This window comes from Acidovorax sp. A79, from assembly GCF_041154505.1.
In the GTDB taxonomy this organism is placed as follows: Bacteria; Pseudomonadota; Gammaproteobacteria; order Burkholderiales; family Burkholderiaceae_C; genus Acidovorax.
On the sequence record NZ_AP028672.1, the window covers coordinates 5,350,890 to 5,377,652 of the forward strand.

21 protein-coding genes and 1 riboswitch are annotated in these 26,763 nt (G+C 69.8%); of the genes, 18 read left to right on the plus strand and 3 right to left on the minus strand.

Translation table 11 applies throughout. From position 1 onward, the window contains the following. Positions 1–101: 101 nt before the first annotated feature. From hemN to ACAM51_RS24725, 4 genes are all read left to right on the plus strand, one after another. Positions 102–1,484 (plus strand): oxygen-independent coproporphyrinogen III oxidase, encoded by a 1,383-nt coding sequence (gene hemN / locus ACAM51_RS24710; protein WP_218294149.1) that lies wholly within the window; start codon positions 102–104, stop codon positions 1,482–1,484. Between the two features lie 5 nt (positions 1,485–1,489). After that, positions 1,490–2,248: a sulfite exporter TauE/SafE family protein gene (locus ACAM51_RS24715; RefSeq protein WP_369642188.1), complete on the plus strand. Its 759-nt coding sequence runs from the start codon at positions 1,490–1,492 to the stop codon at positions 2,246–2,248. A gap of 210 nt (positions 2,249–2,458) precedes the next feature. Continuing rightward, on the plus strand, positions 2,459–3,757 hold the full coding sequence (locus tag ACAM51_RS24720) for an HD-GYP domain-containing protein (protein ID WP_218294151.1): 1,299 nt from the start codon (positions 2,459–2,461) through the stop codon (positions 3,755–3,757). Continuing rightward, a complete protein-coding gene (locus ACAM51_RS24725) occupies positions 3,754–6,201 on the plus strand; it encodes a bifunctional diguanylate cyclase/phosphodiesterase (RefSeq protein WP_218294152.1) in 2,448 nt (815 codons plus the stop codon). The genes ACAM51_RS24720 and ACAM51_RS24725 overlap by 4 nt, the downstream gene beginning before the upstream one ends. Positions 6,202–6,287: 86 nt before the next feature. On the opposite strand, the gene ACAM51_RS24730 is transcribed toward ACAM51_RS24725, so the two are convergent. The 3 genes from ACAM51_RS24730 to ACAM51_RS24740 all read right to left on the minus strand — a co-directional run bounded on the left by ACAM51_RS24730 (position 6,288) and on the right by ACAM51_RS24740 (position 8,071). After that, a complete protein-coding gene (locus tag ACAM51_RS24730) occupies positions 6,288–7,103 on the minus strand; it encodes a sulfite exporter TauE/SafE family protein (protein WP_218294153.1) in 816 nt (271 codons plus the stop codon). Between the two features lie 381 nt (positions 7,104–7,484). Further along, the gene (locus ACAM51_RS24735; protein WP_369642189.1) at positions 7,485–7,850 is read right to left on the minus strand and encodes a cell division protein ZapA; all 366 of its coding nucleotides are present in this window, start codon (positions 7,848–7,850) and stop codon (positions 7,485–7,487) included. Further along, positions 7,847–8,071: a DUF904 domain-containing protein gene (locus ACAM51_RS24740; protein ID WP_218294155.1), complete on the minus strand. Its 225-nt coding sequence runs from the start codon at positions 8,069–8,071 to the stop codon at positions 7,847–7,849. Before ACAM51_RS24740 ends, ACAM51_RS24735 begins: the two co-directional genes overlap by 4 nt. 36 nt (positions 8,072–8,107) lie before the next feature. Continuing rightward, positions 8,108–8,346: riboswitch (cobalamin riboswitch) on the plus strand. A gap of 83 nt (positions 8,347–8,429) precedes the next feature. On the opposite strand from ACAM51_RS24740, the gene ACAM51_RS24745 reads away from it, so the two are divergent. The 14 genes from ACAM51_RS24745 to ACAM51_RS24810 all read left to right on the plus strand — a co-directional run bounded on the left by ACAM51_RS24745 (position 8,430) and on the right by ACAM51_RS24810 (position 26,683). Beyond that, entirely contained in the window at positions 8,430–10,307 is a 1,878-nt protein-coding gene (locus tag ACAM51_RS24745) for a TonB-dependent receptor (RefSeq protein ID WP_369642190.1), read from the plus strand. 142 nt (positions 10,308–10,449) lie between these two features. After that, positions 10,450–11,808 (plus strand): cobyrinate a,c-diamide synthase, encoded by a 1,359-nt coding sequence (locus ACAM51_RS24750; protein WP_369642191.1) that lies wholly within the window; start codon positions 10,450–10,452, stop codon positions 11,806–11,808. Continuing rightward, positions 11,805–12,407: a bifunctional adenosylcobinamide kinase/adenosylcobinamide-phosphate guanylyltransferase gene (locus tag ACAM51_RS24755; protein ID WP_369642192.1), complete on the plus strand. Its 603-nt coding sequence runs from the start codon at positions 11,805–11,807 to the stop codon at positions 12,405–12,407. The genes ACAM51_RS24750 and ACAM51_RS24755 overlap by 4 nt, the downstream gene beginning before the upstream one ends. Next, positions 12,407–13,309, plus strand: a complete 903-nt coding sequence (locus tag ACAM51_RS24760; protein WP_369642193.1) for an ABC transporter substrate-binding protein — start codon at positions 12,407–12,409, stop codon at positions 13,307–13,309. The genes ACAM51_RS24755 and ACAM51_RS24760 overlap by 1 nt, the downstream gene beginning before the upstream one ends. Next, positions 13,306–14,340, plus strand: coding sequence for a FecCD family ABC transporter permease (locus ACAM51_RS24765; RefSeq protein WP_369642194.1), 1,035 nt, complete (start codon positions 13,306–13,308; stop codon positions 14,338–14,340). The genes ACAM51_RS24760 and ACAM51_RS24765 overlap by 4 nt, the downstream gene beginning before the upstream one ends. Beyond that, positions 14,337–15,155: an ABC transporter ATP-binding protein gene (locus tag ACAM51_RS24770; RefSeq protein WP_369642195.1), complete on the plus strand. Its 819-nt coding sequence runs from the start codon at positions 14,337–14,339 to the stop codon at positions 15,153–15,155. The genes ACAM51_RS24765 and ACAM51_RS24770 overlap by 4 nt, the downstream gene beginning before the upstream one ends. Beyond that, positions 15,152–15,619, plus strand: a complete 468-nt coding sequence (locus ACAM51_RS24775) for a hypothetical protein (protein ID WP_008906167.1) — start codon at positions 15,152–15,154, stop codon at positions 15,617–15,619. Before ACAM51_RS24770 ends, ACAM51_RS24775 begins: the two co-directional genes overlap by 4 nt. Then, positions 15,616–16,002, plus strand: a complete 387-nt coding sequence (locus tag ACAM51_RS24780; protein ID WP_218294162.1) for a DUF2149 domain-containing protein — start codon at positions 15,616–15,618, stop codon at positions 16,000–16,002. The genes ACAM51_RS24775 and ACAM51_RS24780 overlap by 4 nt, the downstream gene beginning before the upstream one ends. Next, positions 15,999–20,234, plus strand: coding sequence for a cobaltochelatase subunit CobN (gene cobN, locus ACAM51_RS24785; RefSeq protein ID WP_369642196.1), 4,236 nt, complete (start codon positions 15,999–16,001; stop codon positions 20,232–20,234). The genes ACAM51_RS24780 and cobN overlap by 4 nt, the downstream gene beginning before the upstream one ends. A 28-nt stretch (positions 20,235–20,262) precedes the next feature. Then, positions 20,263–20,832: a cob(I)yrinic acid a,c-diamide adenosyltransferase gene (gene cobO / locus ACAM51_RS24790; RefSeq protein ID WP_218294164.1), complete on the plus strand. Its 570-nt coding sequence runs from the start codon at positions 20,263–20,265 to the stop codon at positions 20,830–20,832. Between the two features lie 83 nt (positions 20,833–20,915). Beyond that, positions 20,916–23,033 (plus strand): TonB-dependent receptor, encoded by a 2,118-nt coding sequence (locus ACAM51_RS24795; protein WP_369642197.1) that lies wholly within the window; start codon positions 20,916–20,918, stop codon positions 23,031–23,033. A 28-nt stretch (positions 23,034–23,061) separates the two neighbouring features. Next, the gene (locus tag ACAM51_RS24800; protein WP_369642198.1) at positions 23,062–24,648 is read left to right on the plus strand and encodes a PepSY domain-containing protein; all 1,587 of its coding nucleotides are present in this window, start codon (positions 23,062–23,064) and stop codon (positions 24,646–24,648) included. Further along, the gene (cbiB, locus tag ACAM51_RS24805) at positions 24,636–25,628 is read left to right on the plus strand and encodes an adenosylcobinamide-phosphate synthase CbiB (RefSeq protein ID WP_369642199.1); all 993 of its coding nucleotides are present in this window, start codon (positions 24,636–24,638) and stop codon (positions 25,626–25,628) included. Before ACAM51_RS24800 ends, cbiB begins: the two co-directional genes overlap by 13 nt. Then, a complete protein-coding gene (locus tag ACAM51_RS24810; RefSeq protein ID WP_369642200.1) occupies positions 25,625–26,683 on the plus strand; it encodes an aminotransferase class I/II-fold pyridoxal phosphate-dependent enzyme in 1,059 nt (352 codons plus the stop codon). Before cbiB ends, ACAM51_RS24810 begins: the two co-directional genes overlap by 4 nt. Positions 26,684–26,763 lie beyond the last annotated feature (80 nt).

Consider the following 26,763-nt stretch of genomic DNA (forward strand, 5'->3'; position numbering starts at 1 on the left):
CATCAAATTGTCGCTGTTCCGGCCACTCCATCACTTGATTCATGTCAAGGACATGGGGGGCAGCTTACGGCACAGTCAAGGTGTACGCAAGGATTCGCCCCATGACCGCTGTTTCGCCTGACCTGCTGCGCCGTTTTGACGTACCAGGCCCCCGCTATACCTCCTATCCGACGGCCGACCGGTTTGTGGAAGCCTTCGGCCAGGAGGACTACGCCCTCGCCCTCGAGCAGCGCCGCATGGGCACCCTGACCAAGGCGCTGCCCTTGTCCCTGTATGTGCACATCCCCTTTTGCGAGTCGCTGTGCTACTACTGCGCCTGCAACAAGATCATCACCAAGCACCACGACCGGGCTGAAGTCTATCTGCGCTATCTCAGCCGCGAGATCGATCTGCACACGGCGCACTGCGGCACGGGTCAGGTGGTGAGCCAGCTGCACCTGGGCGGCGGCACCCCCACCTTCCTGTCGGACGATGGCTTGCGGGAACTCATGGCGATGCTCCAGCGCAGCTTCACCCTGGCGCCGGGCGGGGAGTACTCGATCGAGGTGGACCCCCGTACCGTCAATGCCGACCGGCTTGCCGTGCTCGCGGAGCTTGGATTCAACCGGCTGAGTTTTGGCGTGCAGGATTTTGACCCCGAGGTCCAGAAGGCGGTGCACCGCATCCAGCCCGCCGAACAGGTGTTTTCGCTGGTGGAATCCGCGCGCTCGCTCGGCTTCGAATCGATCAATGTGGACCTGATCTACGGGTTGCCGCGCCAGACGCCGGAGTCGTTCGACCGTACGCTGGCGCAGGTGGTTCAGTTGCGGCCTGATCGCATTGCGCTGTATGCCTATGCCCACCTGCCGGAGCGGTTCAAGCCCCAGCGCCGCATCCTCTCCGCCGAACTGCCCGCAGCCTCCGGCAAGGTGTCGATGCTCTCCCGTTCGCTCGACGCGTTCATGGGCGCCGGCTATGTGTATGTGGGGATGGACCACTTCGCGCTGCCGGAGGACTCGCTGGCCGTCGCCAAGCGGCAGGGCCGCCTGCACCGTAACTTCCAGGGCTACAGCACCCAGCCCGACTGCGACCTGATCGGCCTGGGCGTGTCGGCCATTGGCAGGGTCGGCGCCACCTACAGCCAGAACGCCAAGACCCTGGATGAGTACTACGACCTGCTGAACCAGGGGCGTCTGCCCGTGGTGCGTGGCCTGGCCCTGACGCGGGACGACCTCGTGCGCCGCGCCGTCATCATGTCCTTGATGTGCCAGGGAGAACTGCTGTTCGAGCCCATGGAACAGGCCTGGCTCCTCGATTTTCGGCACTATTTCTCCGCCGAACTGGCGCAACTCGACACCATGGCCGAGCAGGGGCTGGTCAAGGTGAGGCCCGACGGTGTCGAGGTCACGGCCATGGGCTGGTTCTTCGTGCGCGGCATCGCCATGGTTTTCGACCGATATCTGCAGGCAGACCGCAACCGCGCGCGTTTTTCACGCATCATCTGAATCCCATGCTTGCAACGGTTGCCTCGACTGCCTTGTTGATGGGGCTCGTTGGCGGGCCCCATTGCCTGGCCATGTGCTCGGCACCTTGTGGCGCCGTGGTGGGGCAGGGGAGCGCGGGCTGCGCATCCGCCCCCGGCGGCGGGGCGCCGGCGGAGGGGGCTCCCCCGAAGGTGCAGGCGGTGCGGTGGGCACCGCGCGGTGGCGTGGCCCGGCGGGCCGTGGCCTTTCATGCGGGCCGCCTGACGGGATATGCGCTGGCGGGCGGGCTGGCCGCCCTGGCCATGGACAGCCTGGCGTGGCTCACTCAGCAGACCATGGCACTGCGCCCGGCGTGGACCTTGATGCACGTCGCGGTGATGGCGTGGGGGCTGATGCTGATGGTCCAGGCGCGGCAGCCGCTCTGGGTGGAGCAGGCGGGCCGTGGCGTGTGGGAGCGCGTGCGGCCTCTGGTCCGTGCCCCGGGAGGCATTCTTGCCGCGGGGTTTCTCTGGGCGCTGATGCCCTGTGGCTTGCTGTATTCGGCGCTGCTGGTGGCTGCCTTGAGCGGAGGGCCCCTGGAGGGCGCATTGTCCATGGCGCTTTTTGGCATTGGCAGCGGCGTCTGGCTGGTCGGCGGGCCCTGGGCCTGGACGCGGTTGCGGGCCCGGCTCAACACCGTGCGCGCGGACTGGGGGACGCGCGCCGCCGGTGGCCTGCTCTGCGCGGTGGCAAGCTGGGCACTGTGGATGGACCTCGTCTACAAACCCTCGCTGTGGTGCCGCTAGCGTGCATTCGGGCCGCGGCGGCCTGAGGGCGCGGCGGTTTCGGTAACCCACATCCCCATGAGGGGGATTGCCCCGCCCCGCGCCTTCGGGCAGGCAAGTGTTGCCGTGCCGCCGCGGCGCGGGTGGGCTCCTTCGACAAGGCCTTCGAACTGGCGATAATCTGTGTAACTATTGGTGGCATTCACGTCTCCATGTTTCGCGCGCCCCGAAGTGAACTCCTCCATCCTCATCGATATCAGCCAACTGCGCGTCGGCATGTACATCCAGCTCGATGTGGGCTGGATGCACCATCCGTTCCCGGTGAGCAGTTTCCGGGTGGCATCGGCGGACCAGATCGCGACGTTGCGGGAACTGGGGCTCACCGAGGTGCGATACGTCCCCAAGAAAAGCGATCCGGAGCAAAGAGAGCTGGTTCCGGCCGCCTGGAGCGTGCCGGAGATGACGGTGCCCTCGGCCCAGGGACCGGATGCCCCCGGCGCCACGGCCACCGTGGACCCGGAGGCGCAGCGCCGGCGCGAATTGCTGGAGGCGCAGAACCGCACCTTGGCGGCCTGCAACCAGCGGTTCGGAGAGGCCACCCGGCAGTACCAGGCACTCGAACGCGTTGCGTCCGAGCACCCGGACCAGGCCCGCACCAAGGGCGATGCGCTGGTGGCTGGCTGCGTGTCGGAACTCCTCGAGAACGGTGACTCCGTCATCCGGTTGCTGTCGGAGGGCGTTGGCGAGCGCAATGCCCTGCACCCCATCAACGTGATGGTGATCTCCCTGCTGCTGGGCCGTGCCCTGGGCATGAAGAGCTCCGAGCTGCATGATCTCGGCATCGCGGCCCTGATCCATGACCTGGGCAAGCTCAAGCTGCCGCCGAACCTGCGCCAGCCCACACCCTCGATGATCCCCATGGAGCGAACGCGCTACGAGTCCCACGTGGGCGAGTCCGTGGCATTCGCCACGCGCATGGGGCTGCCCGAAGCGGTGCTGACGGCCATTGCGCGGCATCACGAAATGGCCGATGGCAGCGGGTTCCCCCTGCGGCTGTCGGGGCCTGACCTGGGACGCGCGGGGCAGGTGCTGGCGCTGGTCAACCGGTACGACCGCATGTGCAACCCGGCCAACGGCGTGGATGCGCTCACGCCCCACGAGGCGTTGTCCGTCATCTTCGCGCAGCTCAAGGCGCGCTTCGATTCCGTGGTTCTGGGGGCATTCATCCGCATGATGGGGGTGTACCCGCCGGGCTCCATTGTCCAGTTGGTCAATGACCGCTATGCGATCGTTGCCTCGGTCAACTCGTCGCGGCCCCTGCGGCCCAAGGTCATCGTGCACGATTCCCGTGTGCCCAAGGACGAAGCACCGATCTTGGACCTGGAAACGGTGCCCGAGCTGGGCATCCGGCGCAGCCTCAAGCCCGCGCAGCTGCCGCGCGATGCGCTGGACTATCTCTCTCCCCGTCAGCGCATCTGTTACTTTTTCGAGCGTGCGGTCAGTCCCGGCAATGAAGAGGCAGGTTCGTGAGGGTTTCGCAATCCCACGGCTGGCTTGACGCGCTGCAGGAAGCCGTCTGGCTTGTCGATGAGGCCAGCCTGCTCATCCTGCACGCGAATGCCGCCGCGCAGCGGCTGGTAGGGACCCCCGTGTCCGCCATGGTCGGTGCATCGGTGCTTGGCCTGGCCACCACGCCGCAGGACCAGGCGTTCTGGGGGGAGCCGGCCGAGGTGGTGGCGGGCGGCATCCATTCCCACACCCGTCTTCTGCGTGCGGATGGCACGCTGGTGCCCGTGGACCGGCAGGTAAGCCGCGTGCCCTGGGGGGCGGCGGGCGGCGATACGGTGTACATGCTGACCATGCTGGACCGCAGTGCCCAGGAGGCCACCGAGCGCGAACTGGAAACCCTGCTGTCCGAACTGCGCGCAACCCTGGACTCCGCGGCCGACGGCATGCTCGTCTGCAGCCTTGATGGCCGGGTGCGGGCGTTCAATCAGCGCCTTGCACAGCTGTGGAACATTCCGCGCGACCTGCTCCTTGAGCGTGACGACGGGGCGGTGTATGCCCACATGGCCACGCAGGTGAACGATGCGGCGGCCTATTCGGAGCGCCTGGCCGCGATTGCGCGCGAGCCGATGCAGGAGAGCACTGACATCCTGGTGCTGCGCAACGGCGCGGTGCTGGAGCTGCGCACGGTCCCCCAGTTCAGCCAGGGGCGGCCGGTGGGGCGTGTGTACTCGTTCCGGGACATCACCCGGCAGACCGAGATACAAGCCAGCCTGCGCCTTGCCGCCAGGGTGTTCGAATCCAGCCTGGACGCGATCTTCATCGCCGACAGCCAGCACCGGGTCCTGCGCATGAACCCGGGATGCGAGCGCCTCGTGGGCCCGTCGGCCAAGTCGTTCGAGGGCAACACGGCGGCCTCCCTCTTTGGCGGCGGCCCCGATGCGGCGTTCATGGAACAGGTGCTGCAAGGTTGGTCCAGCGAAGGCTTCTGGGAAGGCGAGCTGTGGCTTCCCCGGGACAACGGGACCTATTGCGCGGTGCAGCTGTCGTGGGTGGCGTTGCGCGACGACGAGGGGCGGCTGGTGCAGAGCATCGGCTTCATGCGCGACCTGACGCTGCAGCATGCGGCCCAGAAGCGCATCGAAGAGCTGGCGTACAGCGATGTGCTCACAGGGCTGCCCAACCGGCTGCTTCTGTCGCAGCGGGTGGACACGGCCATCCAGGGCGCCCGCCAGAGCGACACCGGCTTCGCGATCCTGTTCCTGGACCTCGACCGTTTCAAGATCATCAATGACTCGTTGGGCCATCCCTTTGGCGACCGGGTGCTGCAGCTGGTGGCCGAGCGATTGCAGGCCTGCCTGCGCCAGACGGACATGCTGTGCCGGCTGGGCGGGGATGAGTTCGTCATCTATCTGCACGGTGGGGATGCCGTGGTGGCCGAGAGCGTGGCGCGCCGTATCCTGGACGACATGCTCAAGCCCTTCATGCTCGACGGCATGGGTTTCTCCATCCAGTGCAGCATCGGCATGGCGCTGTACCCGCAGGACGGGGCCACGCTGGACGACCTCATCAAGCAGGCCGATACCGCCATGTACCGCGTCAAGGAGCGCGGCCGGGGCAGCTATGGCTTCTACCAGCCGCAAATGAACGCCAACCTGCTGTCGCGCATGCAGATGGAGCATGCGATGCGCCAGGCGCTGGGTCTGGACCGCATGGCGGTGCACTACCAGCCGCAGGTCAACATGGCCACGGGGCGCATCACGGGCGCCGAGGCCCTGATCCGCTGGACCGACCCTGAATTCGGCGCGGTCTCGCCCGGGCAGTTCATCCCCCTCGCGGAGGAGTCCGGCTACATCGTCACGCTGGGTGCCTGGGTTATGGAGCAGGCCGTGCGCGAGGCGGCGGTGTGGATGCACAGCGGCATGCCCATCATGATCTCGGTGAACGTGTCCGCGCTGGAGTTTCGCCAGCCCGATTTCGTGGACCGGATCACGCGCCTGCTGGCGGTGCACCAGCTGCCGCCCACGCTGCTGGAGCTGGAGCTGACCGAAACCATCCTGCTGCAGGATGCGCAGGAGATGGAGCAGCGCCTGCGCGTGCTGGCCGGCCTGGGCATTGGCCTCGCCATCGATGATTTCGGCACGGGCTATTCCAGCCTGGCGTACCTGAAGAAGCTGCCGATCCACAAGCTCAAGATCGACCAGTCGTTCGTGCGCGGGCTGCCCGACGACGATGGCGACCGGGCCATCGTGAGCGCGATCATCAGCATGGGGCGCGCCATGCATGTGGAGGTGGTGGCGGAGGGCGTGGAAACCGAAACCCAGCAGGCGGTGCTGCTTCAGATGCAATGCGACCACTACCAGGGTTTTCTGTGCGCGCCCGGGCTTCCTGCCCACGAATTTCGTGCCCTGCTGGGCAAGCCGCTGCCCTTGAAGGCGCAGGGCCGGCGCAATTCCGTCCAGACCTAGGCGCGCGAGGCCAAGGGCTTCGCACCACCGCCTTGGCCACCATCTCCGCTGCCCTTGCGCCGTGACCCCACGGCAGAGCCTCAGGATCAGGAGGCCGCGATGCCCTTCCAGAGCATGTAGGCCGCCAGGCCGAAGAGCAGGGATGCGAACACGCGCTTGAGTTGCTTGACCGGCAGGCTGTGCGCCGCCCTGGCGCCCAGGGGCGCGGTGAGCACGCTGCAGGTCGCGATCACCGCCAGGGCGGGAAGCCAGATGTAGCCCAGCGATGCCGGGGGCAATCCGCTCACGTTCTGGCCGCCAATCACGTAGCCCACCACGTTGGCGAGGGCGATGGGAAAGCCGAGCGCGGCGCTGGTGGCCACGGCATTGTGGATGGGCACGTTGCACCACGTCATGAACGGCACGCTCACGAAGCCGCCGCCGGCACCCACCAGCCCCGACAGGAACCCGATCACGCCGCCCGCCGCCACCTGCCCCGCGCCGGCAGGCATCTGGCGCGAGGGGGCGGGCTTCTTGTCCAGGAACATCTGAGAGGCCGAAAAACTCACGAACAGCGCGAAGAAGATCGCCAGGAACGAGCCCTTGAGGAGCGCGAACACGCCCAGGCTGGCGATGAATCCACCGAGCACGATGCCGGGCGCCAGGCGCTTGACGATGTCCCAGCGCACCGCCCCACGCTGGTGGTGCGCGCGCACGCTGGAGATCGAGGTGAACATGATCGTCGCCATGGAGGTCGCGATGGCCATCTTCACCGCGAGGTCCGGTGCCACCTTCTGGGCACCCAGGATGTACGTCATGAACGGCACCAGCAGCATGCCGCCGCCGATGCCGAGCAGGCCGGCCAGAAAGCCGGTTGCCAGGCCCAGTACACCGAGTTCAACGATCAGGAGAGGATCCAGCATGGGGCAAAAAGGGAGAAGGGGAGGGAACAAGGGGCGGGGAGGCGGCGCCCGGTCGGCCGTTCAGCGGGAAGGTGAGGCGGCGGCGACAGCGGCATGGGGAAGGAAGAAGGTGTCTGCGATTGCCACCGGACTCTCATCCTGAACCGGGGGTTCAGGTGGGCGAGGGCAGCCAAGCGTTGGGTTCATCTGACGCGAGATGATCACGCTCACCGGGCAATGTACCAAGCCCGAGCTCGTTGAGCATTGGTTCAAGGAAATATAAAGCCCGACAGCATCGCAGACAGCCTGATTGTAGGCGCTGGCGGAGTCCGACGCCGGCGCCAGGACATGTAAAGACCGCAGGGCGGCGCGCCGGGTTCAGAGGTGCCGGGGGGCGCCGCGTCAGAGCAGGCGCCCGTCCTCGCCCAATGCCTCGTCGAGCCGCTGGACCAGGGCCTTGAGGTGGTCCTCGTCCCGCTCGGGCAGGGGCAAGGCGGCCTGTGCTCCGGGCTGTGCCGCAGGCGGCGGGGAGGACTTGGCGGCCGCGCCCGCCGCCAGGTCGGCCGCCTCGCGGTCCGCAATCTCGAAAGCCAGGTTCAGCGCGGCCAGCACCGCGATGCGTTCACGGGCGCGCACCTTGCCGGCGTCGCGGATGCGGGTCATGGCCGTGTCGACGCGTTCAACGGCATCCAGCAAGCGGCTTTCATGCCCCTCGGGGCAGGTCAGCAGGTAGCTTTGCTGCAGGATCTGCACCTCGATTTGCTTCATTCGGATTCTTTCGTGACAGGGGCCGCCGCGGGCAGCCGCTCCAGCAGCGCGTCAACCCGGGCGCGGGCCGCGCTCAGGCGCGATTTGAGCGAATCCCGCTCCTGCGCGAGGGCGGCCACCTGATCGGCGAGCAGCGCGTTGGTGCGTTGCAGTTCCGCGTGCCGCAGCAGCAGGCGTTCGACGCGCTCGGCGATCTGGTCGGTGGTGGACGGTGTTGCCATACAGCTGTCGATTGTAGGGTTGGCGGTTGTAAACGGTCGTAAAATCCCGTTGTTGGTGCTCGCGGTGTGGTTCACATGCCGCAGTTCAACGGGAAGCAGGGAGGTGCCGCCAACCATGGTGCGCCCAGCCTGCGCTGCCCCCGCAACGGTCAGCGGACGAATCGTTCCGATTCCCCCTTCATACACATGCCACTGGGTGCCTTGAACAAGCCCCTGGGAAGGCTTTGAAGGGTGTTCCGCCAGCCCGGATACCGGCCAACACGGTGGTTGCACGCGCCCGATCAGGGTGCGCGCAGCCGTATCACCCATTTGCTGGCGGGGAGGCCGGCGCGGGTTTTGTTTGTTGACGATGTTCCCCATGAAAATCCGTACCTCTCGTGCGCGCCTTGCTGCGCCGCTGTGCCTGCGTCCCGCGCTGGTGGCGCTGGCCGTTGTGGGCGCCTGCTCCGTGCAGGCCCAGCAGGCCGATGCCGGCGGCCCCGTGCTGCTGGCGCAGAACCTGCGCGCGCCCTCGCTGACCGAAACCGTGGTGACCGCCACGCGCACGCCCCAGCCCTTGTCCGACCTGGTGGCCGATGTGACCGTCCTGGATCGCGAGACCATCGAAACCAGTGGCGCCACCGGCCTGGCCGACGTGCTCGCCCGTGTCCCCGGCATCGAGTTCTCGCGCAACGGCGGCCCCGGCACGACCACGGGCGTGTTCCTGCGCGGCGCTGAGTCGCGCTTCACGGCCGTGTACATCGACGGCGTGCGCATCGATTCCCAATCCACCGGCGGCGCGGCATGGGAGTCGATCCCGCTGGCGCAGATCGACCGCATCGAAGTGCTGCGCGGCCCGGCGGGCGCGGTCTATGGCTCCGACGCCATGGGTGGGGTGGTGCAGATCTTCACCAAGCGCGGCGAAAACGGCACCGCGCCCTATGTGGGCGTGGGGTTCGGCAGCCACGGCACGCGCAAGATCGAAGCCGGTGTGAGCGGTGCCAGCGGCACGATCGACTACGCGCTGGGCATTGCACGCGAGGAAAGCAAGGGCTTCAACGCGCGCACCGTCGCCACGCAGAACCCCGACCGCGACGGGTATGAAAGCACCTCTGCCAACGCGCGGGTGGGCCTGCAGGTCAACGCCATGCACCGGCTGGAAGGCACGCTGCTGGTCAACGACCTCGACAGCGGCTACGACAGCGGACTGGGCAAGGATGACCGCAACAAGCACAGGCTGCATGCCCTGGGCCTGAACTGGCAGGCGCAATGGACCCCGCAGTACAAGACGCGCCTGCAGCTGACCGATTCGCGCGACAGGTACGAAACCAAGCCCTCGGTGTACCTGAGCGATACCCACCTGCGCGGCTACCTGTTCCAGAATGAATGGCGCGAGGGTGCGCACCTGTTGACCGCCGCGCTGGAGCGCCGCGAAGACAATCTGGAAAACAAGCCCATCGACCGCAAGCGCTCGCAGGACGCCGTTGCGCTGGGCTATGGCTACAGCGCGGGCGGCCACACGGTGCAGGCCAATGTGCGGCACGACTCGGACAGCGAGTTCGGCGGCAAGGGCACGGGCAGCCTGGCCTACGGCTACGCCTTTGCACCCCAGTGGCGCGCGACGGCATCGGTGGGCACGGCCTTCCGGGCCCCCACGCTGTACCACCGCTTCAGCGAGTACGGCACGGGGTCGCTCAATCCCGAGAGCAGCCGCAATGTCGAGGTGGGCCTGCGCTGGGCCGAGGGCGGCAGCAGCTTCTCCGCCACCGCCTACCGTAACCGGGTGCAGGATCTGATCACGTTCGGGGCCGCAGGGCCTTGTCCGTCGGATTTCGGCTGCTACGTGAACACCGCGCGGGCCGAGTACAAGGGAGTGACGCTGGCGGGTTCGTACCGCCTCGGCGGCGTGCAGCTGCGCGGCTCGCTCGATCTGCAGAACCCGCGCGACCTGGCCACGGGCAAGCTGCTGGCCCGCCGCTCCAAGCGCCACGGCACGCTCGGAGCCGACACGCAACTCGCTGGCTGGACGGTGGGCGCCGAGGTGCAGGCCTCTGGCCGCCGCTTCGACAACGCCGCCAACACCACGGTGCTGGGCGGCTACACGCTGGTCAGCCTGTATGCCAGCACGCGGGTTGCTCGCGATTTCACCCTGGTGGCGCGCGTGGACAACCTGGCCGACAAGCACTATGAGCTGGCCCGCACTTACGCCACCGCGGGCCGCACCGCCTACGTCGGCGTGAAGTGGGCCCCGCAGTGAAGCACCCCCTGAGGCGCTGCGCGCCTTCCCCCCACGGGGGGATGCCACCCGGGGCCTGGCGGAGCCAGTTCCACGGTGGCACTGGCGTCGTGCGTGCCAGTTTCATCGGCATGCCGGGAATGTGTCCCACAGGGTTGCTGAAATGACCAGCTGCCCCGCGCTGCTGATTGCCGCCCCGGCCTCCGGCCAGGGCAAGACCACCGTCACCGCGGCCCTGGCGCGCCTGCATGCGCGGCAGGGCCGGCGGGTGCGGGTGTTCAAGTGCGGGCCGGATTTTCTGGACCCGCACTGGCACCAGCTGGCCAGCGGAGCGCCGGTGCACCAGCTCGACCTGTGGATGAACGGCGAGGCGGACTGCGCGCAGCGCCTGCATGACGCGGCGCGCGCGTCGGACCTGGTCCTGATCGAAGGCGTGATGGGGCTGTTTGACGGCACCCCCAGCGCGGCCGACCTGGCCCGGCACTTTGGTGTGCCCGTGCTGGCCGTGGTCGATGCCTCGGCCATGGCGGGCACCTTTGGCGCGCTGGCCTACGGCTTGCGCCACTACCGGCCGGGCCTGCCCTGGGCGGGGGTGCTGGCCAATCGCGTAGGCAGCGCGCGCCATGCCGACATGCTGCAGGGTGGCTTGCACGATGCGGAGGACTGGATGGGGGCGCTGATGCGGGTGCAGTCTGGCACTGCGCCCGCTGCGGGCAAGGCCGGTGCGGCGCTGCTGCCCGAACGCCACCTGGGTCTGGTCGCGGCGCATGAGCTGCCCGACAGCCTGCAGCGTCTGGACGCCGCCGCCGATGCCCTTGCGGCCACGCCCCTGGGCCAGATGACGCTGGAGGACCTGCAGCGCTGGGCCGTGGACTTTCCGGCCCCCGCGATGGTTGCGGCCGTGCCGCCCCTGCTGGCGGGCCGCACCGTGGCCATGGGACGCGACGCCGGGTTCTGTTTCATCTACGCCGCCAATGTGCAATGCCTTGAACAGATGGGCGCGCGTGTGGTGTTCTTCTCGCCCCTGCACGATGCCGCGCTGCCCGACTGCGATGCCGTGTGGCTGCCCGGCGGCTACCCCGAGCTGCACACCGCGCAGATAGCGGCCAACACCGGCATGCAAGCCAGCCTGCGCGCCCATGGGGCCGCAGGCAAACCCCTGTGGGCCGAGTGCGGCGGCATGATGGCGCTGTTTGATTCCATCACCCTGGCCGACGGCGGCACGGCACCGCTCTGGGGCCTGCTGCCCGGCCGCGTGACCATGCAAAAACGCCTGGCGGCGCTCGGGCCGCAGCAACTGGCGGTGGCGGGGCACACCCTGCGCGGCCACACCTTCCACTACTCGACCAGCGACAGCAGCGCCCCCGTGGTGGCCCGCACGGCCCGCCCCCATGAAGCGGTTGCGCCGGATGCGGGCGAGGCGCTGTACCAGCAGGGCAGCCTCCACGCCAGCTACTTCCATGCGTGGTTTCCGTCCAGCCCCGAGGCCGTGGCGCATCTGCTGGGAGGCGTCTCGGCATGACTCCCACCCCGCACCCCATCACCAGCGAACTCATCCTGGGTGGCCAGAAAAGCGGCAAGTCCCGCCGCGCCGAGCTGCTGGCGCGCGACTGGCTGGCGCAATCCAGCGACCACCGCGCCGTGCTCATCGCCACGGGGCAAGCCTGGGACGACGAGATGCGTGAGCGCATCGCCCGCCACCAGCGGGACCGCGCCGAGCGCGTGCCGGGTCTGCGGACCGTGGAAGAGCCGCACGATGTGGCCGCTGCCGTGGTGTTGCACAGCACGCCGCAGACCCTGGTGGTGGTGGACTGCCTCACGCTGTGGCTCACCCACTGGACCATGCCCATGGGCTGCGAAGACATGGATTTGAAGCAAAAACAGGCTCTGGCTCTGGATTGGCAAGCGCAAGCAGCTATGTTTTTGATAGCAGTTCGGAAATCCCCCGGCCCCGTTGTTCTGGTGGGCAACGAAATTGGCCTGGGGGTCATCCCGATGGGGCGCGAGGTGCGCGCCTTCGTGGATGCGCTGGGCACGCTGAACCAGCAGGTGGCCCAGGTGTGCCCGCGCGTCACGCTGATGGCCGCCGGGCTGCCCCTCACTTTGAAAGAACCTCGCTGATGAAACCCACCCCCGTGCGCCGCATCCTGTGGGTGATCGCCATCCTGTTGCTGCTGGGCCTGCTCATGGCCGGGCTGGCGCGGGCGCAGCCTGTGCAGATCACCGACGACAAGGGCCGCAAGATCGCGTTGCCCCGCCCGCCCGAGCGCATCGTGAGCCTGCTGCCCTCGCTGACCGAAAGCGTGTGCGAGCTGGAGCAGTGCCACCGGCTCGTGGGGGTGGACCGCTATTCCAACTGGCCCGAGGCCGTGGTCGGCAAGCTGCCCAAGATGGGCGGCGGCATAGATCCCAGCATCGAGGCCATCGTCGCGCTCAAGCCGGACCTGGTGCTCATGTCCGTCAGCTCGCGCGCCAGCGACCGGCTGGAGGCGCTGGGCCTCACCGTCGTGCAGCTGGAGCCCAAGACCCATGCCGACGTGCGCCGCGTGCTGGGCACCGTGAGCGACCTGCTGGGCGTGCCCCGCGCGCAGGGCTCCGACCGCCTCTGGCGTGTGATCGATGCGGGTGTGTTGGCGGCGGCGCAGTCCCTGCCACCCAGGGCCAAAAATGCGCGCGTGTACTTCGAGGTGAGCCGGGGGCCTTACGCGGCGGGCGAGGCGTCGTTCATCGGCGAATCGCTCACCCGGCTGGGGGTGCGCAACGTGGTGCCGGCGTCGCTCGGTCCGTTCCCGCGCCTGAACCCCGAATTTGTGGTGCGCGCCAACCCCGACATCATCATGATCGGCAACCGCAGCATGCAGGCCATGGTGCCGTACCCCGGCTGGGCCAGCATGCGTGCGATTCGCGACAACCGGCTGTGCGTGTTCGGCCCCGGTGATTCGGACGTGGTGGTGCGACCTGGCCCGCGCATGGCCGAGGCCGCGCGCATCATGGCCCGCTGTCTGGTGGAGAAAGCTCCATGACCAGCCTTGCCATGGATTTGCCAACAGGTTCCGCCAGCCGCCGCGCGGCATGGTGTGCCGCCTGGCTGCTGCTGGCCAGTGTTGTGCTGACCGTGTGTGGCGCCAGCGTGGGCAGCACGGGTTTTGACAGCGTGCTGCGCATGCGCGGCGACCCCGTCGCCTGGCAGATCGTGTGGGACATCCGCCTGCCGCGCACGCTGGGCGCGTGGCTGGCGGGTGCGCTGCTGGGCCTGTCGGGTGCTGTGGCGCAGGGGCTGTTTCGCAACCCATTGGCCGACCCGTACCTGCTGGGCAGCGCCTCGGGCGCCGCGCTGGGCGGGGCGGTGGCGATGGCGCTGTTCGGGGTGTCGCCGGTGGCGGCGCAGTGGATGGCCCGCATCGGCATCACGGGCATGGCTTTCCTGGGCGCGGCGGGGGCGGTGGTGCTCACGCTGCTGTTGGCCAAAGGCGTGCAGCACACGCTGCGCCTGCTGCTGGCGGGGGTGATCGTGGGCGTGGTGCTGGGCGCGCTGCGCGACCTGGTGGAGCTGGCCTCGCCCGACATCCTGCAGGCCATGCAGGCGTTCACGCTGGGCAGCACCGCCTTTGTGGGCTGGATGGCTTGTGTGCTGATGGCCGTGGCCTGGGGGTTGTGCTCGGTGGTCGCCTGGATGCTGGCGCGCGCGCTCGATGGCCTCACGCTGGGCGAGGCCACGGCGGCCAGCCTGGGCCTGCCGCTCATGCCCATGCGCGTCGGGCTGGTGGCCGCCATGGCGCTGGCCACGGGCACGGCCGTGGCGCAAACGGGGCTCATCGCGTTTGTGGGGCTGGCCGCGCCACACCTGGTGCGCTCCATCGTGCGCGTGACGCACGAGCGGCACATCGTGCTCGCAAGCCTGATGGGCGCGGTGCTGCTGCTGGCGGCCGACATCCTGGCGCGCTGGCTGCTGGCACCGCAGGAGCTGCCCGTGGGCGTGCTCACGGCGGCGCTGGGCGGAACCTACCTGCTGTGGCTCATGCACCGGCGGACGTCGCAAGGTGGTTCGCTATGAATTCAGTAGCTATCAGCGCTTGCCAGATAAGCGCCAGCATCGGAAATCGCTTGATATTGCAGGGCATTGACCTGCAACTGCCTGCCGGGCGCTGGATCAGCATCGTCGGCCCCAACGGCGCGGGCAAGTCCACCTTGCTCAAGGTGCTGGCGGGCCTGCTGCCGCGCGCTGCGGTGCAGGGCGAAGTATTGCTGCTGGGCCGCCCACTCGCGCAGATCCCCGCACGCGAACGTGCCCGGCAGCTCGCCTGGCTGGGGCAGAACGAAGGCTCGGCCGACGACCTCACGAGCTACGACGTGGCCATGCTGGGCCGCCTGCCGCACCAGGCCTGGCTGGCACCGCCGGGTGCGGCCGACCACGCAGCGGTCGAGCAGGCGCTGCGCACCACGCAGGCCTGGGACTGGCGCCACCGCCCGCTGGCGCAGCTGTCGGGCGGCGAGCGCCAGCGCGTGTTGCTGGCCCGCGCCCTGGCCGTGCAGGCGCAGGTGCTGCTGATGGATGAACCCCTGGCCAACCTCGACCCGCCTCACCAGACCGACTGGCTGCACACCATGCGCGCGCTGGTGGACGCGGGCGGCACGGTGGTCAGCGTGCTGCACGAGGTGTCGCTGGCGCTGCAGGCCGACGACATGGTTGTGATGGCGGAGGGCCGCGTGCTGCACCAGGGCGCATGCGATGCGCCCGCCACCCACGCCGCGCTGGAGAGCGTGTTTGACCACCGCATCCACGTGCGGCATCTGGATGGCATGTGGATGGCGCTGCCGTCCCTGCAACGCAAGAACAACAACCAAGGAATGAAGGAAGTGCAAGCATGAACATCGAATCGGGTTTTTCGCAGGTCGCGCAGTCGCTGCTGTGGCCGGTGCTGGTGCTGGTGGGGCTGGCGTTTGTCTACGCGCTGTGGTCGGGCGGCGCCACGCTCATGGAGGCCTGGCAACGCTGGCGCCAGCCGCAGTACCGCTCGCTGCGCGTGGCCCCTGGCTTGTCGATGGAAGAACTGGAGTTGCAACTGGTGCGCCAGGTGGAGCCCGTGCGCCTGCTCAGCCGCCTGTCGCCCATGCTGGGGCTGATCGCCACGATGATCCCGCTGGGCCCCGCGCTGCAGAGCGTGGCGGCGGGCAACGGCCAGCAGGCGCTGGCGGTGTTCAGCGGCGCCTTTGCAGGCGTGGTGCTGGCGCTGGCCGCCGCGTCGGTGGGCCTGGTGGTGTACTCCGTGCGCCGCCGCTGGCTGCTGGCCGAACTGCTGGTGGTGCGCAAGGAGCGCGGGGTGGCGCAATGACCTTGAAGCACCTGAATGTGCTGGCCGAGGACGACGACGACCCAATGCTGTCGGCCGTGAACCTGGTGGACGTGTTCCTGGTGCTCGTGGTGGCGCTGCTCACGGCCGTGGCCGTGCAGACCCAGACCAGCGCCAACGAGAGCGTCACCATCATCCGCAACCCCGGCCAGCCCGACATGGAAGTGGTGGTGCGCGAGCAGGGCAAGGAGGTGCGCTTCAAGGGCGCGGGCAGCGCGGCGCAAGGGCAGGGCGTGCGCGCGGGCGTGGCCTACCAACTCGAAGACGGCAACATCGTCTACATCCCTGAAACGGGCGCTGCTCCTGCCGGCGCTTCGGCCGGTGGCGCGGGTGGCGCCGCCACGCCGGCACCCGCCAAGCCATGAAGGCGCTGATCCTGCGCGCGGCACTCTGGTGCCTGCTGCTGGCTGCGCCGCTGGCGCATGCCGTGCAGGCGGACAAGGCCCAGGGCGCAGCGGGCGCCAACAAGGCCGCACCCGTTCTGCTGTGGCTCACCTCCGACATCACCACGGCCACGCGCACGGCCATGGTGCAGCGCCTGGCCACCGAGGCAGGCCTGGGCTTTGCGCACATCGACTACCCGCTCGCCGGGCCGGCGGTGCTCGACACAGCACAGGCCCGGACGCTGGAGCGCGCGCTGGCGGGCGCTGCGCTGGTGTGGGTGGATGCGCCGCATGCCAGCGTGGAGGCACGCCTGCGCCGCATGGCGGGGGCGCAGCTCGATGGCCGTGCCACACGTTCCCCCGGCCGCGTGGTGTGGGTGCCTGCGGGCGCCCCCGCCGCCGACCTGACCGCGCTCGATGCGTCCGGCCGCATGGTGGCCTACCTGCAGGCCGGTGGCCCGCGCAACCTGAAGAGCGCCATCGCCCTGGCGCGTGCCACCGTGGCGGGTGTGGCCATGCCCGTTTTGCCCGCGCCGGAGATCCTGCCCACCCGGGGCATCTACCACCCCGACGCGCCCCGGCTGCTCCCCAACGCCATGGCGCTCGAGGCATGGCGCCAGGGCCAGCCCGCGTCGCTGCGCGGCCTGCCGGCGGTGGCCGTGCTGGTGCACCGCCACCATTTTGTCGATGGCAGCACCGAATGGCTCGATGCCTGGCTGCGCACTTTCCGCCAGCAAGGCCTGTTCGCCTATGCGGCGTTCGGCCAGCAGGTCACGGCGCAGACGCTGGCCGAGGTGCTGGAGCTGCCCCCCGAGAGCGGCATCGGACCCGGCCGCCTGCATGCCTCTGCCCTGGTGCTGCACCAGCTCGTGCCCCAGGCCGCTGCGCTGCAGCCGCTGCTGGCCCGCTGGGGCGCACCCTTGCTGGGCACGCAGCCGTACCGCGCAGGCGATGCCGCCGCGTGGGAGGCCAGCGACACGGGCCTGTCGCTGTCCGATGTGCCGTTCTACCTGGCGCAGCCTGAGGCGGCGGGTGCCATCGACCCGGTCCTGGTCGCCGCCCACGGCGCCGAGGGGCAAGACTTTCGCCTCATCGAGCGCCAGGCCCAGGCCGTGGCCGCCAAGGCGCGGCGCCTGATCGCGCTGCAGACCAAACCGGCAGCAGACAAGCGCCTGGTGGCCATGGTCTACAACTACCCGCCGGGCGGCACCAACTTCGGCGCATCGTTCCTCAACGTGCCGCGCAGCCTGGAGCAGGTCTCTGGCGGCCTGGCCCAGGCGGGCTACCGCACGCAGCAGGTGCCCGAACAGGGCTGGATCGACGGGCTCAAGCCGCTGCTGGCCGCCTATTACCCCGGCGCCGATGTGCGCGCGCTGCTGCAAAGCGGGCAGGCCGCCGCGCTGCCGCTGGCGCGCTACGAGCAGCACCTGGCCACGCTGCCGAAGGCCGTGCGCGAGCGCATGAACGCGCACTGGGGCGCGCCCGAAAAGAGCCGCTATGTGGTCGAGTGGCAGGGCGAAAAAGTGTTCGCCATCCCGCGCCTGCAGGTGGGCAAGCTCTCGGTATTGCCCCAGCCCCCGCGCGAGGAAACCCTGCGCCTGGGCCAGAACCCGTTCATGCACAAGAGCAAGGCGCCGCTGTCGCACCATTACCTGGCGGTGTACCTGTGGGCGCAGCTGGAGGCCGATGCGCTCATCCACTTCGGCACGCACGGCACGCAGGAATGGGCGGGCGGCAAGGCCCGTGCGCTCGATGTGCACGACGACGCGCTGCTGCCATTGGGCGACCTGCCCGTGGTCTACCCCTACATCGTGGACAACCTGGGCGAGGCCCTCACGGCCAAGCGCCGGGGCCGCGCCGTGCTGGTGAGCCACCGCACGCCCGTGTTCGCCCCGGCAGGCTTCGAGGCGCGCATGGCCCACATGCACGAGGTGATGCACGAATGGGAAACCGTGGATGAAGGCCCCACGCGCCGCGCGCTCGAAAAGCAGCTGGTGGCGCAGTTCGTGGAGCACCAGCTGCACCGCGACCTGGGCTGGAGCGCCGAGCGCATCGCGGCCGACTTCAGCGGCTTCCTGGAAATCCTGCACCCCTACCTGGACCAGCTCGCACAAAGCTCGCAGCCCAAGGGCCTGGCCGTGTTCGGCCGCGTGCCCGCGCCCGAGCAGCGGCGCGAGACCATCCTGCAGGCGCTGCGCAAGCCGCTGATCGAGGCACTGGGCGAAGACATCGACGAAGCCTTCCTCATCAAGCACGATGCCGTGCTGGCGGCGCGCCCCGCGCGCTGGTTGGAAGTGGCATTGAAGGACGCGCAGGCCGCCAGCGTGCTGGACCTGCGCCCCGTGCTGCCAGCGCAGGTGGCAACACCGGGTGCGGCGGGCGCATCCGACGTGGTGCGCGCCGAAGACCATGTGCCCAACCGCGCCGCGCGCAAGCCCATCGACACGCCCGCGCTGCTGCAGCTGGCCCACCGCGCGCAGGAGCTGGAGGGCCTGCTGGCCACCGAAGGCGAGATGCCCGGCCTGCTCGCAGGGCTGGAGGGCCGTTTCCTCACCGCTGCGTACGGTGGCGATCCGATCCGCAACCCCGAGAGCCTGCCCACGGGCCGCAACCTCACGGGGCTGGACCCGAGCCGCCTGCCCACGCGCCAGGCCTATGCCGTGGCGCAGACGCTGTTCAACGACTGGTTCAAGGACTACCAGGCGCGCCATGGCGGCCAGGTGCCGCAGCGCATGGCGTTGTCGCTCTGGGCGGGCGAAACACTGCGCCACCAGGGGATCATGGAAGCGCAGGCCCTCGTGGCGTTGGGCATGCGCCCGGTGTGGGACGACTCGGGCCGCCCGGTGCGTGTGGAGACCATTGCCGCAGAAGAGCTCAAACGCCCGCGCGTCGATGTGCTCATGAGCATCACCGGCTCGTACCGCGACCAGTTCCCCGCGCTGATGGCGCTCCTCGACCGCGCCGTGGCCCAGGCCGCGACGGCCGAGCCCGGCAATGTGATTGCGCGCAACACCGAGCAGATCGGCCAGGAGCTGCGCAAGCAGGGTGTGCCCCGCGCGCAGGCCGAGCAACTGGCGCGCGTGCGCTCGTTCGGCAACGCGGTGGGCGACTATGGCACCGGCCTGTCCGACGCGGTGCAGAGCGACGGCCTGCAAACCAACGATGCGCGCCTGGGCCAGATGTTCCTCGAACGCATGAGCCAGCCCTATCTGGAGGGCGAACCGGTGACGGGGGTTGCGGGCGGCACGGCCGCGAAGGCGCTGGGGGCCCACCTGCGCCGTACCGACGCCGCCATCCTGTCGCGCAGCTCGAACCTGTACGCCATGGTCAGCTCGGACGACCCGTTCCAGTACCTGGGCGGCCTGTCGGCCGCAGCCCGTGTGGCCGGCCGGTCGCAGGGGCTGGAGCTGCACGTGGCCCAGCTGCAGGATGTGAGCGAGCCCACCACCGAAACCGCGCAGCGCGCCATTGCGCTGGAGATGCAGTCGCGCTACCTGCACCCGGGCTGGCTCCAGGCGCAGAAGGCCGAGGGCTATTCGGGCACGCTGCAGGTGCTCAAGGCCGTGCAGTTCGCCTGGGGCTGGCAGGCCGTGGCGCCCGACACGGTGCGCAGCGACCATTGGCAGAGTTTCTACGACGTGCTGGTGCGCGACAAGCACCAGCTGGGCCTGCCCGGGTGGCTGAAAGAACATCCACAGGCCTACGCCCAGTCGCTGGAGCGCCTGGTGCAGGCGCAGCGCCAGGGCTATTGGCAGGCCGATGCCGACACACAAAAACAGCTGGCGCAGATGTACCAGGAGCTGACGCGTGCCGCACCGCTGGCGGCCGAACTGCCCAGCGTGCGCCGCTGGGTGGAGCAGGCCGCGCAGGGTGCGCCAGCGGCGGAATCCGCGCCCGCAGGCATGGCCGTGGCCACGCCGCAGTCGCCTGCCGCGCCGGCGCCGCGGCCCGTGCCGCCTGCTGCCGACCTGCCTGCGCCACCCGCCCAGGCAGAAGCCCCGCCCGCCGCACCCACCGTGCCCGCCATGGGCGTGCTGCTGGAGCGCCAGCCCGAGCGCGATGCCCCCGACACCGCCCAAGAACCCAGCCCCGTGGAGCGCATGGCCGGCATCGTGGCCCTGCTGGTCATGGCCCTGTTGGTGCTGGCGGGCGCTGCGTGGCAGGCGCGCCGTCCGTTCTCACTGTCCGCCGCGCCCGGCCTGGCCCGCGTGTGAATCGACCCTTCTTGAAAGCACCCCCACCATGCAGATCGAAACCCCACCCACCGAGAAGCGCTATGAAAAGCCCGAGGGCGAGCGCCGCGGCATCGTCATCGTCAACACCGGCGATGGCAAGGGCAAAAGCACGGCGGCCTTTGGCCTGGCGCTGCGCGCCCACGGCCGGGGCAAGGCCGTGAAGATCTTCCAGTTCATGAAAGTGCCCACGGCGCGTTTTGGCGAGCACCGCATGTTCGAGCAACTCGGCCTGCCCATCGAGGGCCTGGGCGACGGCTTCAGCTGGAAGAGCAAGGACCTGGAGCACTCGGCCCAGCTGGCGCGCGACGGCTGGGAGAAGGCGCGCGCCGCCATCCTGTCGGGTGAGCACTTCCTGGTGGTGCTCGATGAGATCACCTACCCGCTGATCTACGGCTGGCTCCCGCTGGAGGGTGTGCTGCAGACGCTGCGCGAGCGGCCCAAGGAGGTGCATGTGTGCCTCACCGGCCGCCGCTGCCCGCCCGAGATCATCGAGCTGGCCGACACGGTGACCGAGATGCAGATGGTCAAGCACGCATTCAAGGCGGGCATTCCCGCGCAGCGTGGCATCGAGGACTGAGCACGTTCAAAGTCGCTTTGCGTCGATAATGCAACTTGGTTGCGTTATGCTTTCGCCCTTCCGCTTTCCCAAGGTCCTGTTCCATGCGCGTTTCCCTGACTTCCATTTCCCTGTGCCTCTGGTCTTTTGGCATGCAGTCACCGGCTGCGGCCGAGTCCGCCACCCTGTTGCCGGTGGAGGTGACGGCGCCGCGTGAGACGGCCGGCAGCACGCTGGGGCTCGACCTGCCTGGCACCACCGGCTCACGCCTGGGCCTCACCGCACGCGAGACGCCCGCCAGCGTGAGCAGCCTGGGCGCGGCCGACATCGCCGAGCGCAGCCTGACCCGCGCGCAGGACGTGGCCGTGCGCATGCCCGGGATCACCGAGGCGCCGGCCCCCGGCAACGGCGGCACCAGCCTGGTGGCGCGCGGCTTTGCGGGCCACAGCTCGGTGGCTCAGATGGTGGACGGCACGCGCCTCATCGTGGCCTCGGGCACCATCACCTACCCGTTCTCGACCTGGCCCATGGAGTCGGTCGAGGTGCTGCGCGGCCCGGCCTCGGTGCTCTATGGCGACGGGGCGATCGGCGCGGCCGTGAACTACGTGACCAAGCGCCCGGCCTTCGGAACGCCGCAGCGCGAGGCGTTCCTGAGCGTGGGTTCGTTCGGCAGCGTGCAGGGCGGCGTGGGCCTGCGCGGCCCCATCAACGATGTGCTGGCCTACTCGGTCTACCTCGATGCCGAAAAGAGCGACGGCTACCGCCAGTTCATGGACACGCAGCGCCACAACTACGCGCTGGCCCTGGCCGTGCGCGCCAGCCCCGACCTGAATGTGACCCTGTCGCTGGACGGTGGCGTGAACGACGATGCGCGCTACTTCGGCACCCCGCTGCGCAATGGCGTGCTCGACGAGCGCCTGCGCCGCACCAATTTCAACGTGGCCGACTCGGTGGTCCAGTACGACGACCGCATCTGGCGCGCCAAGGTCGACTGGCAGGCCGCCGCCGGCGTGCGCCTGCGCAACGAGACCTACCACCTGACCACCGACCGCCACTGGCGCAATGCCGAGGCCTATGCCTTCAACGCCGCCGGCACGGCCGTGAACCGCAGCGACTACCTGGAGATCCTGCACGACCAGCAGCAGGCCGGCAACCGCCTCGACGCCGCGTTCGACGGCCACCTCGGCGGCATGAAGAACCGCTTCATCGTGGGCCTGGACTGGTACCGCACCAGGCTGCTGCACACCAACAACTCCCCGTACGGCGGCGCGAGCACGGTGGACCCGTTCAATTTCGTCCCGGGCGGCTTCATCAGCCCCGTGCCCACCCTCCCGGGCCGCGCGTCCGAACTCCAGACCACCGCGCTGTTCGCCGAGAACGCGCTCGACCTCACCAAGGAATGGAAGCTCGTGGCCGGCCTGCGCAGCGACCGCATGGAGCTTGACACCACCGACCTGCGCACGGGCGTGAACCTGGTCAAGAAGTATTCGCCCGTCACCGGCCGCCTGGGCGCCGTGTGGTCGCCCAGCGAGGCGCTGTCGCTCTACGGCCAGTTCGGCACCGGCACCGACCCGCTGTCCGGCGCGCTGTCGCTGCCGGGCGGCGGCAACACCTTCGACCTCACCAAGGGCCGCCAGGTCGAGGTCGGCGCCAAGGGCGCGGTGCCCGCCGTGCGCGGGGAGTGGACCGTGGCGCTGTACAAGATCGAAAAACGCAACCTGCTGTCACGCGACGCCGGCAACCCCAACCTCTCGCAGCAGGTGGGCCAGCAGTCCTCCACCGGCATCGAGCTGGCCTTCGCGGCCGAGCCCGTGCGCGGCTGGACCATCGACGCCAATGCCGCCTTGCTGCGTGCGCGTTACGACGCATTCAAGGAACTGGTCTCCGGCGCCCTGGTCTCGCGCGATGGCAACACGCCCACCGGCGTGCCCGAGCGCACCGCCAGCATCTGGACCACCTACCGCTTCCTGCCGCAGTGGCAGGCGGGTTTTGGCGCGCGCTACGTGGGCGCGCGCCAGGGCAACACCGCCAACACCACGCAACTGCCGTCGTATGTGGTGCTGGATGCCTCGCTGGCCTACGACCATTCGCGCAACCTCAAGCTCGGCCTGGCCGTGAAGAACCTGGCCGACCGCGACTATGCGCTGGCCGGCACGGCCAACGCGCGCTGGCTGCTGGGTGCGCCGCGCACCGTGCAGCTGACCGCGCGCGCAACGTTCTGATCGCGGCGAACCGGGCAAGGCGCGGCGCATGCTGAAGAAGCTCGTCATCTTCGTGCACAAGTGGCTGGGCGTGGTGCTGGCGCTGTTCTTCCTCATGTGGTTCGTGAGCGGGGTGGTGCTGTACTTCGTGCCGTTCCCCAGCCTCACGGCGGCGGAGCGGCTGGCCGCCTTGCCCGCCCTGACGCTGGAAGGCCCGGGATGCTGCCTTGCGGCGCAGGATGCCGCCCAGCGCGCGGGGCTGCGGCCTGCGGTGGGCGGCGAGGCGCGCCTGGGCATGCTGGGCGATGCGCCGGTGTGGCGCCTGCTGGCCACGGAAGAGGCAGTGCCGGCACGCGCCGTGGCGCGTGCGCCGCAGCCCGATGCCAGGCCGCGCTGGCGCACCGTGGACGCGCGCAGCGGGACGCTGCTCGCGCCGCTGTCGCCGGACGCGGCCGCCCGGGTGGCCGAGGCCTTCAGCGGCCGCCGCGCCACGGGCACCGAGTGGGTCGAGCGCGACCAGTGGACGGTGCCGCAGGGCCTGGATGTGCACCGTCCCCTCATCAAGGTGCTGCTGGACGGCGATGACGGACTGCAGCTGTACGTCTCGCCCGGCGCGGCAGAGGTGGTGCGCGACACGCGCCGCGCCGAACGCTTCTGGAACTGGGTGGGCGCCGTGCCGCACTGGATCTACCCCACCGTGCTGCGGCAGTTCCCCAGGGCCTGGCACCACGTGGTGGTGTGGCTTTCCATCCCCGGGGTGCTGCTGGCCGCCACGGGCATCGTGCTCGGCGTCTGGCAGCTGTTCCTGAACCGCCAGCGGTGGATTCCGTACCGCAGGTTCTGGATGCGCTGGCACCACATCCTGGGCCTGGTGGCCGCGGTGTTCACGCTCACCTGGATGTTCTCGGGGTTGATGTCGATGAACCCGTTTGGCGTGTTCGGCGGCGCGGCTGTGGGGCCCCAGGCGCGGGCGCTGTGGGCCGGTGAGCCCGCCCCGCTCGGCCGGGGGCCACGGGATGCGGTGGTGCAGGCGGCGGCGCAGGGCATGGTCGTGCAGGAGCTGGATCTGCTGCGCATCGCGGGCCAGGCCTGGTACCGGGTGCGCGGCTGGGAATCCGCGGGCATTCCTTCACAATGGCTGGTGCGGGCGGATGGTCCGTCTGCCACCATGGCGCGGGCACTGCCCGACGCCATGCTGCGCGCGCGGCTGCAGATGCTGCGCCCCGAAGCACCGGCACCTGCCGTGGAGAAGATGGAGCACTACGACGACCTTTACTATGCGCGGCGCCAGGACGGCGCTGCCCTGCACACGCGGCCGCTGCCGGTGTGGCGTGCGCGCTGGGCCGATGACGGGGTGGCGGTGTATGCCGACCCGGCGTCGGGCCGCATCGTGCTGCGCACCGACGCGGGCACGGCGTGGCAGCGCGTGCTGTACCACGGCCTGCACAGCCTGGATTTCGCGCCGCTGCTCGCGCGCCCTGTGCTACGCACCTGGCTGATCGTCGGGCTTTCGCTGCTGGGTGTCGCGCTGTGTGCCACTTCGTGCGTGATCGCGTGGCGGGTGCTGGTGCCCCGGCGGCGCGCCGCCCGCGCCCAGGGGCCGGCCCGCGATGCGGGAGGCGCATGGACGGCGTAGTCGCGGGGCTGGTTCCCGGCGCGGGCTGGGCCGCATGGCGCGTGCTGGTGTGGGTACCCGCGTTGGCCCTGGTGATCGACTGGTGGCTGGGCGAGCCGCCCGCGGCCTGGCACCCCGTGGTGTGGATGGGCAAGGCGCTGCAGCGCGGGGGCGAGCGGCTGGCCCCCACGGTGCCCGTGGCGCAGGATTGGAGATGTTTTTGGCTTGCAGCGCTTGTCTGGTGTGCGCTGGCAGCTATTGTTTTGATAGTTTCCGAGATGTTGCAGCATGCGGCGTTCGCACTGCATGAACTGCTTGCCGCGGCCGTGCTGGCCTTTCTGCTCAAGCCCTTGCTCGCCTGGCGCATGCTGCGCGACGAGGTGCTGGCGGTGGAGGTGGCGCTGGGCCAGTCGCTGCCCGAAGGGCGCGCGCGCCTGTCGCGGCTGGTGAGCCGGGACGTGAGCGCCCTGAGCGCTGTCGAGGTGCGGGAATCGGCCATCGAATCGCTGGCCGAGAACCTCAACGATTCGGTGGTGGCGCCCCTGTTCTGGTTCGTGCTGCTGGGCCTGCCCGGTGCCGCGCTGTACCGGTTTGCCAACACGGCCGATGCCATGTGGGGCTACCCCGGCATGCGCGGGGGGCGCTACTGGCAGTGGGCGGGCAAATGGGCCGCGCATGCCGATGATGTCCTGTCGTGGCTGCCGGCGCGCATCACCGCCTTGCTGCTGGTGGCCGGCGCACGCGGCATGCGGCTGCGCACGCTGGCGCGCCAGGCCCGCAAGACGCCTTCGCCCAACAGCGGCTGGCCGATGGCGGCCATGGCGCTGGCGCTCGGGGTGCGGCTGGCCAAGCCCGGCGTGTACACGCTGCATGGCGCGGGCCGCGCGGCCGGTCCGCTGGATACGCGGCGCGCGGCGCGCCTGGGCGGCAACGCGGTGCTGGCGCTGGTTCCGCTGCTGGCGGCCGCCCAGTTGCTGCTGGTGATGGTGTGCGCGGCATGAGCGGGCCCCTGCGCTGGAGCGCGGCCGCCCCCGAGCACGGCGGGCCGGATGCGATGGGCGCCGCGCTCCATGACTTCTCCACCAACAGCAATGCCTGCGGGCCATGCCCGGGGGCGCTGCATGCCGTGCGGGCGGCCGATGCCACCCGCTACCCCGACCCGGCCTACACCGCCCTGCGCGAGGGCCTGGGGGCATTCCACGGCGTGGCCCCCCGGCGCATCGTGCTGGCGGGCGGCGCCAGCGAGTTCATCCACCGCATCACTGCGCTGGCCGTGCAGCAGGGCTGCGTGCAGGTCGCGTTGCCCGCGCACAGCTATGGCGACTACGCCCAGGCCGCGCAGGCGCGGGGCCTGGCACTGGCGCGCGCAGGCGAAGCGGGCGCGGGCCTGGCGGACTCGGCGGGCTTGCAATGGGCCTGCGACCCTTCCAGTCCCCTGGGCCGGCCAGACCCCGCCGCGCATGTTTGGCATGCGCCGGCCGATGGCGGCGTCCCCGGCGGCCTGCGCGTGCTCGACTGCGCCTACGCGCCCCTGCGGCTGGAGGGCCCGGGCGCCTGGACCGGCCGGCCCGCCACCACCCCGGCCCATTGCTGGCAGGTGTGGACGCCGAACAAGGCACTGGGCCTCACCGGCGTGCGTGCGGCCTATGCCGTGGCGCCCGCGGGTGCCGAAGGGCAGGTGGACACACTGGTCGCGCTGGCTCCCTCGTGGCCGCTGGGCGCGCACGGCGTGGCCCTGCTGCAGGCCTGGCTGGACCCCGCCGTGCAGCAGTGGGTGGTGGGCAGCCTTGCCACCCTGCGCGACTGGAAAGCGCGCCAGCTGGCGCTGTGCGCGGGCCTGGGCTGGGCGGTGCGGGCGAGCAGCCAGGCCAACTACTTCTGCGCCCGGCCTGACGGCGGGCCCGATCCCCAGTCCCTGGCCGAACGGCTGGCCGGGCTGCGCGGCCAGGGCATCAAGCTGCGCGACTGCACCTCGTTCGGCCTGCCGGGCCATGTGCGGCTGGGGGTGCTGCCGCCAGCGTCGCAACAGGCTTTGCTGCAGGCATGGGGGCGCTGATCCCGCGCCGCGCGGGCGCTACCATGCCGGATTCATCCATGCATCTTCCTCTCCCTATCTCTTCAGGAGGCCCGGCCCCC